9 protein-coding genes are annotated in these 8,118 nt (G+C 71.6%); 3 read left to right on the forward strand and 6 right to left on the reverse strand.

What is annotated here, in order from left to right; translation table 11 throughout:
• Window positions 1-83: 83 nt before the first annotated feature.
• The 3 genes from D8Y23_RS15360 to menC are packed head-to-tail and all read right to left on the reverse strand — an operon-like array spanning window position 84 to window position 3,352.
• Complete coding sequence (locus tag D8Y23_RS15360; protein ID WP_128218942.1) at window positions 84-1,469, reverse strand: glycine--tRNA ligase; 1,386 nt, start codon at window positions 1,467-1,469, stop codon at window positions 84-86.
• Between the two features lie 57 nt (window positions 1,470-1,526).
• Entirely contained in the window at window positions 1,527-2,222 is a 696-nt protein-coding gene (locus D8Y23_RS15365; RefSeq protein WP_128218943.1) for a hypothetical protein, read from the reverse strand.
• Window positions 2,219-3,352 (reverse strand): o-succinylbenzoate synthase, encoded by a 1,134-nt coding sequence (gene menC, locus D8Y23_RS15370; RefSeq protein WP_128218944.1) that lies wholly within the window; start codon window positions 3,350-3,352, stop codon window positions 2,219-2,221. Before menC ends, D8Y23_RS15365 begins: the two co-directional genes overlap by 4 nt.
• Before the next feature lie 212 nt (window positions 3,353-3,564).
• Here menC and D8Y23_RS15375 point away from each other — a divergent pair, with 212 nt between their 5' ends.
• Together D8Y23_RS15375 and D8Y23_RS15380 are read left to right on the forward strand one after the other, a co-directional pair.
• The gene (locus D8Y23_RS15375; protein WP_128218945.1) at window positions 3,565-4,371 is read left to right on the forward strand and encodes an SDR family oxidoreductase; all 807 of its coding nucleotides are present in this window, start codon (window positions 3,565-3,567) and stop codon (window positions 4,369-4,371) included.
• A gap of 7 nt (window positions 4,372-4,378) precedes the next feature.
• On the forward strand, window positions 4,379-4,588 hold the full coding sequence (locus tag D8Y23_RS15380; RefSeq protein WP_128218946.1) for a multidrug transporter: 210 nt from the start codon (window positions 4,379-4,381) through the stop codon (window positions 4,586-4,588).
• Between the two features lie 2 nt (window positions 4,589-4,590).
• On the opposite strand, the gene D8Y23_RS15385 is transcribed toward D8Y23_RS15380, so the two are convergent.
• The 3 genes from D8Y23_RS15385 to D8Y23_RS15395 form a co-directional block, all read right to left on the reverse strand.
• Entirely contained in the window at window positions 4,591-5,277 is a 687-nt protein-coding gene (locus tag D8Y23_RS15385) for a GNAT family N-acetyltransferase (RefSeq protein WP_240663926.1), read from the reverse strand.
• 43 nt (window positions 5,278-5,320) lie between these two features.
• Window positions 5,321-6,637 carry an MFS transporter gene (locus D8Y23_RS15390; RefSeq protein ID WP_128218947.1) on the reverse strand — a complete coding sequence of 439 codons (1,317 nt, stop codon included), beginning with the start codon at window positions 6,635-6,637 and terminating at the stop codon, window positions 5,321-5,323.
• Window positions 6,638-6,803: 166 nt separating this feature from the next.
• Window positions 6,804-7,370 carry a TetR family transcriptional regulator gene (locus D8Y23_RS15395; RefSeq protein WP_164878273.1) on the reverse strand — a complete coding sequence of 189 codons (567 nt, stop codon included), beginning with the start codon at window positions 7,368-7,370 and terminating at the stop codon, window positions 6,804-6,806.
• Between the two features lie 85 nt (window positions 7,371-7,455).
• Here D8Y23_RS15395 and D8Y23_RS15400 point away from each other — a divergent pair.
• A partial coding sequence (locus tag D8Y23_RS15400; RefSeq protein WP_164878274.1) for a zinc-binding alcohol dehydrogenase family protein occupies window positions 7,456-8,118 on the forward strand: 663 nt, incomplete at its 3' end.

Raw genomic sequence — 8,118 nt, forward strand, 5'->3', positions numbered from 1 at the left:
CCCGCCCCGCCCCGCCCCGCCCCGCCCCGCCGCGCAGCGCAGCGCACGGCGGCGCGGGCGCGACCCCGCGCGGCCGCCGGAGCTCAGGCGCCGCGCAGCCGCTCGGCCAGGTACCCGTGCAGGCCGTCGAGGGGGATGCGCTCCTGACCCATCGTGTCGCGGTCGCGCACGGTCACGGCGTTGTCGTCGAGCGAGTCGAAGTCGATCGTGACGCAGTAGGGCGTGCCGATCTCGTCCTGGCGGCGGTAGCGGCGGCCGATCGCGCCGGCGTCGTCGAAGTCGACGTTCCAGCCGGCAGAGCGCAGCGTGTCGGCGACCTCTCGGGCGAGCGGCGACAGGCGCTCGTTGCGGGACAGCGGGAGGACGGCGGCCTTCACGGGAGCGAGGCGCGGGTCGAGCTTCAGCACCGTGCGGGTATCGGTGCCGCCCTTGGCGTTGGGCACCTCTTCTTCGCGGTACGCATCGACGAGGAACGCCATCATGGCGCGCGTCAGGCCGAACGACGGCTCGATGACGTACGGGGTGTACTTCTCGCCCGAGGCCTGGTCGAAGTAGGTGAGGCTCGAGCCCGAGGCATCCGAGTGGCTCTTCAGGTCATAGTCGGTGCGGTTGGCGACGCCCATGAGCTCGCCCCACTCCTTGCCCGGGAAGCCGAAGCGGTACTCGACGTCGATCGTGCCGGCGGAGTAGTGCGCGCGGTCGTCTTCCGGGACGTCGAACCGCTTCATGTTGTCGGGGTCGATGCCCAGGTCGACGAACCAATTCCAGCACGCCTCGACCCAGTGCTCGAACCACTCCTGCGCCTCGGCGGGCGGGGTGAAGTACTCGATCTCCATCTGCTCGAACTCGCGCGTGCGGAAGATGAAGTTTCCGGGGGTGATCTCGTTGCGGAACGCCTTACCGACCTGGCCGACGCCGAACGGGGGCTTGCGACGGGATGCCGTGAGCACATTGGAGAAGTTCACGAAGATGCCCTGCGCGGTCTCGGGGCGCAGGAAGTACAGGCCCGACTCGTCGTCGACGACGCCGAGGTACGTCTTCACGAGACCCGAGAAGGACCGCGGCTCGGTCCAGTTGCCGCGCTGACCGGTGTCGGGGTCGGGAATCTCGTCCCAGCTCTCGGGCTCGCGACCGCGTTTGGCGACGAAGGCCTCCCAGAGGTGGTCGGCACGGTAGCGCCTGTGCGTGATCGTCGACTCGACGACCTTGTCGGCGAACGTCGCGACGTGCCCCGACGCCTCCCACACGCGCTTGGGCAGGATGATGCTGGAATCGAGGCCCACCATGTCGCCGCGGCCGCGTACGAACGTCTGCCACCACTGGCGACGGATGTTCTCCTTCAGCTCGGTGCCGAGGGGGCCGTAGTCCCACGCCGAGCGCGAACCGCCGTAGATCTCACCGGCCTGGAACACGAACCCGCGGTGGCGAGCGAGCGAGATGACCTTGTCGAGGCGGGACTGTTCGGCCACGGTGGCTCCAATGGTCGGGAAAGTTGTGGGTGCGAGCGCGAGTGCGCGGCATCCAGTTTATCGAGTCGGCGTCGACGCGCCGGGCTCGCCCCGAACAGCGGCCAGGGCGTCCTCGCGCTCGGTGCGCCAGCTCGTCAGGTACGGCATCGCGGCATTGACCGCGTGCGCCGAGAGGGTGGCCGCCGCCGCGGCGGCGAGGTCGGCGGGAGAGGCCGCGCTCGATGACCGCACGTGCGCGATCGGGTACGGGAACCGGTCGCGGAACATGTCCATCCACAACAGCACGAGGTCATCGTGCGCGGGCAGCGTCGCCCGGGTGCGCTCGCCGCGCTCGTGACGCTCGATCCGCCAGCCGTCGCCGGCGCGCGAGGCGCGGTAGTCCGGGTCGCCGTACCAGACCCACCCGCCACGCACCGCGGCCGGTGACCCGGAGAACGACCCCTCCAGCGCGCGGGCCAGAGCCTCCGGCGTCCACGGGGCCGGGAAGAACGTCGCCAGGCTGACCCGCAGCGTGAGCGGCGACAGAGGCCCAGGCCCCTGCGGCTCGGCCGTGAGTGCCGCGAGCAGGGCGATCGTCGCCGGGGCCGGCTCCCGCCGGTCGAGCAGCGCGACGAACGTCTGCAGCGACCGCACGTACGACCCGTGCTGCGCGGCATCGACGAAGGGAGGGATCGGGATGCCGGGCACCGCGGGGCGTCCCCACGGCACGTCGTCGCGGTACGTTTCGGACAGTCCCTCCCGTCCGGCGGTCATCGCGTGATCCGCTCGCGCTGCACCGTGAACGCGTCGAGCGCCGCGTCGTCGATCTCGACGCCGAGCCCCGGCCCGGTCGGGACGCGCACGTGTCCGTCCTCGAGGACGGCGGGCGCGGTCACGATGTCGCGGTCGTAGAAGCGGGCGGATGCCGAGATGTCGCCGGGTAGCAGGAACCCGGGGAGGGCCGCGAGCGCGGCGTTGGCGGCCCGCCCGATGCCGGTCTCGAGCATGCCGCCGCACCACACGGGGATTCCGGCGGCGCGGCACCGGTCGTGGATCGCGAGCGCCTCGAGATAACCGCCGACACGGCCGGCCTTGATGTTGATGATCGCCGCGGCGCCGAGCTGCAGCGCGTCGGCCGCGGCCTTGTCCGACACGATCGACTCGTCCAGGCACACCGGGGTCTGCAGGCGCTGCGCGAGCGTCGCGTGGTCGACGAGGTCGTCCTCCTGCAGCGGCTGCTCGATGAGGAGCAGGTCGAACGCGTCGAGCCGTTCCAGCGTGTCGGCATCCGCGAGGGTGTAGGCCGAGTTGGCATCCACTTGCAGGGGGATGCCCCCGAACGCCGCGCGCACGGCGGCTGTGTCGTCGACGTCGCGCCCCGGTTTGATCTTGACCTTGATGCGCACGTACCCCTCGTCGAGGTAGGCGCCGACGGTGTCGACGAGAGCGGCGGGGTCGCGCTGAATGCCGACCGAGACCCCCGAGGGCACACGGTCTTTGTCGGCTCCGAGGTAGTCGGCGAAGCGGCGGCCGTCGGCGCGAAGCGCGGCGTCGATCACGGCGAGCTCGAGCCCGGCCTTGGCCATGCGGTGCCCGACGACGGGGGCGAGGATGCCGGAGACCTCCTCCGGTGCGACCGTGCGGCGCGCGAGCAGGGCGGGCGCGAGGAAGCGGGTGAGCACGTCCCACGCGCCCTGCGTGTACTCGCTGGAGTAGAACGGCTCGGCCTGCGTGACGACCTCGCCCCACCCGACGCCGTCCGCCGTCTCGGCGCGGACCACGATGACCTCGCGCACGATCTCGGTGCCGAACGACGTCGTGAACGGCGAGACCAGGGGAATCTGCAGGACCCGCAGCTCGATGGCATCCAGGGTGACGGGAGCGGCTTGGGTGCGGGGCGGCATGAGGGCAGGGTATCCGGCGGGCCGGGCCGGGGCACGGCATCCGGGCGCGCTGCTCCGGCAGACCGGCCGCACACCTCCGGCGGAACCGCCGCCGGCAGTACCTGGATGCCGCGGCCCCGCCGGTTCTGCCGGAGTTGTGCCCGCCCTAACGCCTCGCGCGCAGCCTGGCAAGGCCGCTCGCCGCCGGCGCGCTCGCGCGTAGCGTCGCCGACATGACCGACTTCACTCCCCGCCATGCGATCGTCACCGGTTCGGACTCGGGCATCGGCGCGGCCACCGCGCTCGCGCTCGCCGAGGCCGGGATGGACGTCGCCATCACTTACCACTCCGACAAAGACGGCGCAGAAGAAACCGCCGAAGGCGTGCGGGCCCGCGGCGGCCGCGCCGTCATCGCGCAGTTCGACGCCACCGACTTCGACTCGGTGCCCGGCGCGGTGAACGCCATGGCCGACGAGCTCGGCGGTCTCGACGTCTTCGTCAACAATGCCGGCGGCGGCATCGGCGGACCGTTCCTCGACCTCGACCTCGACACGTGGCGCACCGACATCGCGCTGAACCTCGACGGCGCCTTCCTCGCCCTGCACACCGCGGCGCGCCGCATGGTGTCGGCCGGAAACGGCGGACGCCTCGTCGCTGTCTCAAGCGTGCACGAACACCAGCCGCGCGTCGGCTCGGCACCCTACGTCGCCGCGAAGCACGGCCTCGGCGGACTCATCAAGACCATGGCGCTCGAGCTCGGGCAGTACGGCATCACCGCGAACGCCGTCGCGCCGGGCGAGATAGCGACCCCCATCAACGACATGGATGCCGAGGATGCCGACCGCACCCACCGTCCCGGCATCCCGCTCGGCCGCCCCGGCAAGCCGGACGAGGTCGCCGATGTGATCCGCTTCCTCGCGTCCCCGTCGGGGTCGTACGTCACGGGCGCGAGCTGGGTCGTCGACGGCGGGATGCTGCAGATGGGACCGCAGGCGGGGTCGCACATGGAGTCGGACGCCTGGCGTTCGGCCGGAGAGTGAGGGCGCGATGAGCGACGAGAAGAGCTTCGAAGAGAACCGGCACGACCAGCTGACGACCGCGCCGAAGGCGACGGAGGCCGACGCGGCTCCCCGCATCGACGTCACGAAACACGGCGGCGTGACGCGCATCGATGTGCGCGATGACGCGGCGGTGCGGCCGGGTCCCGGACAGGGCGATCCCGCGGCGGAGAAGGACGTGCCCGTCTCGGGCGACTGAACTCAGACGAGCAGGTACCCGCGCCCGTCGACGCCGCCGATGCGGAGACCGGATGCCAGGTGCCCCCGCAGCTCCTCGCGCACGCGGTACCGCCACTCGGCGGCAACGGCGGGGGTGCGGCGGCGGAGGGCTTCGATGTCGTCCGGGATCTCGACGACCGCACGCACCGCGCCACCGTCCGGGGTCGGAACCGGCGGTTCGGCGACGGCCCACGACACCATCAGCCGGTCGGACTCGTCGCCGCGGTTGACGTCGTCGGGCATCTCGCCGTACTGGTTCACCAGGTAGTCGGTGGCGCTCGCGCCGAGGACGGCGAGGTTGAAGTGGGCGTTGCGGCGGATCAGCGGATCGAACGTCCAGGTGATGCGGCCGATCCCCCGCTCCAGCGCCCACTCCCGCTGGTGCGCCTTGAGCTGACGGCCGAGCCCCCGCCCCTGGTATCCCGGCAGGATGCCGGTGATGTGCGAGTGCATCGTCCGCTCCGCGGGCGGCCCGAAGAACGCCGCGGACGCACCGATCATCCGATAACCGTCGTAGAGCCCGACGACGTAGTTGCCCGAGTGTTCGAGTGCCCGCAGGATGTTCGACGGCATCGTCGCGCGGTCACCGACCCAGACGTCGTCGAACAGCTGCGCCCCGGCGACGATGGCCTCGAGGCTGTCGAGCGGGCGGATGTCGATCTCACTCACGCTTCGAGTCTGGCATCCGCTGGCCGAGGGCCAAGCGGGCGGATCAGCGCGGCAGCGAATCGCCGACGTGACGGATGGTGCGGCCGCGCTCGATGACGATGGCGATGCTGCCGACCACCCACAGCGGCACCTGGGTGAGGAACGCCCAGCGGAAGGCATCCAACGAATAGGTGTCGGGGCTGCCGGCGCCTTGGACGTCCATCGCGATACCGATGAACAGGATCGCCAGGAGCGCGGCGAGGAAACCGCCGCCGTTGACGATCCCGGTCGCGGTGCTCAGGCGGTGGCTGGGCGTGAACGTGCGGGCGTGGTCGAAGGCGATCATCGACGCCGGGCCACCCGTCGCGAGCGCGAACATCAGCACGATCAACAGCCACACCGGAGCCTGTCCGGGCCAGGCGACGACGACGATCCACACCAGCGCCTGGAACACGACGGTCGGCAGCACCAGCCACCGGGATCGCCGCCGCGGATGACGGCTCGACAGCGCGCCGATGACCGGGCCGCTGACGATGCCGAACAGGACGAACAGCGTCATGATCCCCGACGCGGTCGCGGGGGCGAGCCCTTCGCCGGCGGTGAGGAACGGGAACCCCCACAGGAGCATGAAGGCGGTGCCCGCGAAGGGCGTGGTGAAGTGCGACCAGAAGCCGAGCCTCGTGCCGGGGTGCGCCCACGACTCGCGGAACCCCTGTCGCAGATCGGGCGCCGACCGGACGACCTGGATCGCCCCGGTCTGCGTGTCGACGGACAGGTCGACGGGGTCGTCGCGCCGCTCCGGCGGCCGGTTGCGGATGACCGCGTAGGTCAGCACCGCGAACAGGACACCGAGTCCTGCCACGCTGCCGAACGCCACGCTCCAGCTCGTGGCGTGCAGGAGAGCGGCCAGCGGCACCACGGCGACGATCTGACCGAGCTGGCCGATGATCCCGGTCAGCTGCACGAGCACCGGCGCGCGTTGGGCCGGGAACCACGTCGCGATCACGCGCAGCACGCTCGGGAAGATCATCGCGTCGCCCGCGCCGATGAGCACGCGGGCCAGGATGCCGATCCCCACCGCGTCGGCGAACGCCATCACCAACTGGCCCGCGGCCATCAGCACCATGCCGATCGCGATCATCGGACGCGCGCCGTACCGGTCGAGCAGCAGGCCGACGGGGATCTGCATCGCGCCGTAGACGAACAGCTGGATCACCGCGAACATCGACAGCGCCGAGGCATCCGCCTGGAAGCGCGTCGCGGCATCCACTCCCACCGCCGACAGCGACGTGCGGTTGACGATCGAGACGACGTAGGCGAGAACTCCGACGACCCACAGCGTCCACGTCCGCCACCCGGGGCGTTCGAGGGTGCTGATCACGGCGAGTCCTGGAGAGAAGAGGGAGGGATGCCACGAGGTGCGGCATGCACCAGGCTAGCCGCGGGTGCCGACATCGCGGGCCGGCCCGGCGCCGCGTGGCCCCGGGGCGCCGTGGGTGGCCCCGGGGCCACGGACGGTGCCCCAACCGCACACGGCGCGGCCGGACTCACGGGTGAGCGAGCGCGTCCGACATCCCGGCGCGCCCGGCCGCGAGGTGCTGCACCAGGGGGGTGCCGGTCTCGTCCGCCAGCCACCGCTCGAGGGCGATCTGCAGCAGCTCCACCGCGACGCCCGCGGTCACGCGCGCGGTGAACGCGTCGACGCCGCGCAAGAGGTATCCGTCGCGGAGGGCGTCGCGCAGGTCGGCCTGCTTCTGCAGGTCGCGCTCGCGCAGGGCCGGCTCGGACTCGATCAGTCGCCGCGCGGCCTGCATCTGCGCGCGCCGCGGCTCGAACCGCTCGGCGGCGAGGGCGTGGAAACCGGCCCAGGCGATCGCGAACGGCGTGGCATCCGCGGGAGCCGCGGCCACCGCCCTCGCGGCGAGCGCGGGGATCTCGTCGTCGCCGAAGAACACTTCGCGCTTGTCGCTGAAATGGCGGAAGAACGTGCGCCGCGTGAGACCCGCGCGCTCCACGATGTCGGGCACGGTCGTGGCCTCGAATCCGCGTTCCGCGAAGAGTTCCAGCGCCGCGGTGCGAAGCCGCTCGCGCGCGTCCGGTGCCCACCTCGCCATGTCGACGAGCATAAGTGATGTCTCGCAGTGTCATCGGTGGGTTAGTGTGAAGACACTCAGTGTCATCACTTCGCGGGAGGCATCCATGTCCGTTCACTCCGCCGCCGTTCTCCCGGCGCCGCGCGCACCACTCGCCGTCGTCACCGCGACCACGCCCGAGCCCGCTGCCGACGAGATCCTCGTGCGCGTGCGCGCTGTCGCGGTCAACCCCGTGGACTGGGTGATCCAGGGCACGAGCCGCATCACGTATCGGTGGCTGCAGACCCCCGCCGTCCTCGGATCCGATGTCGCGGGCGAGGTCGTCGCGGTGGGCTCCGGCGTGAGCCGGTTCCGCGTCGGACAGCGGGTTTTCGGCCTCGCCACCGGGACCGACAAGGGCCGCGATCCCCTGCGCGAGGGTGCCTTCCAGGAGCACACGGTTCTACTCGAACGGCTCGCCGCGCCGACCCCCGACACCCTCACCGACGAGGAGGCCGCGGTCTTCCCGCTCGGCGTCTCGACGGCGGCATGCGCACTGTTCCAGCCCGCCCACCTCGGACTCCGGATGCCGACCGGCGAGACGCCGAGCGAGCAGGGCGGCGTCGTGGTGGTGTGGGGCGGTTCGACCAGCGTCGGGATGAATGCCATCCAGTTGGCCCGCGCCGCGGGGTACGACGTCGTGTCCACGGCTTCGTCGCGCACTGCCGCGACCGTGCGCGCCCTCGGCGCCGATGGGGGGGTCGACTACACCGCCGCGAGCGCCGTCGAC

It is taken from the genome of Microbacterium enclense, from assembly GCF_004022425.1.
Classification (GTDB): Bacteria; Actinomycetota; Actinomycetes; order Actinomycetales; family Microbacteriaceae; genus Microbacterium; species Microbacterium enclense_A.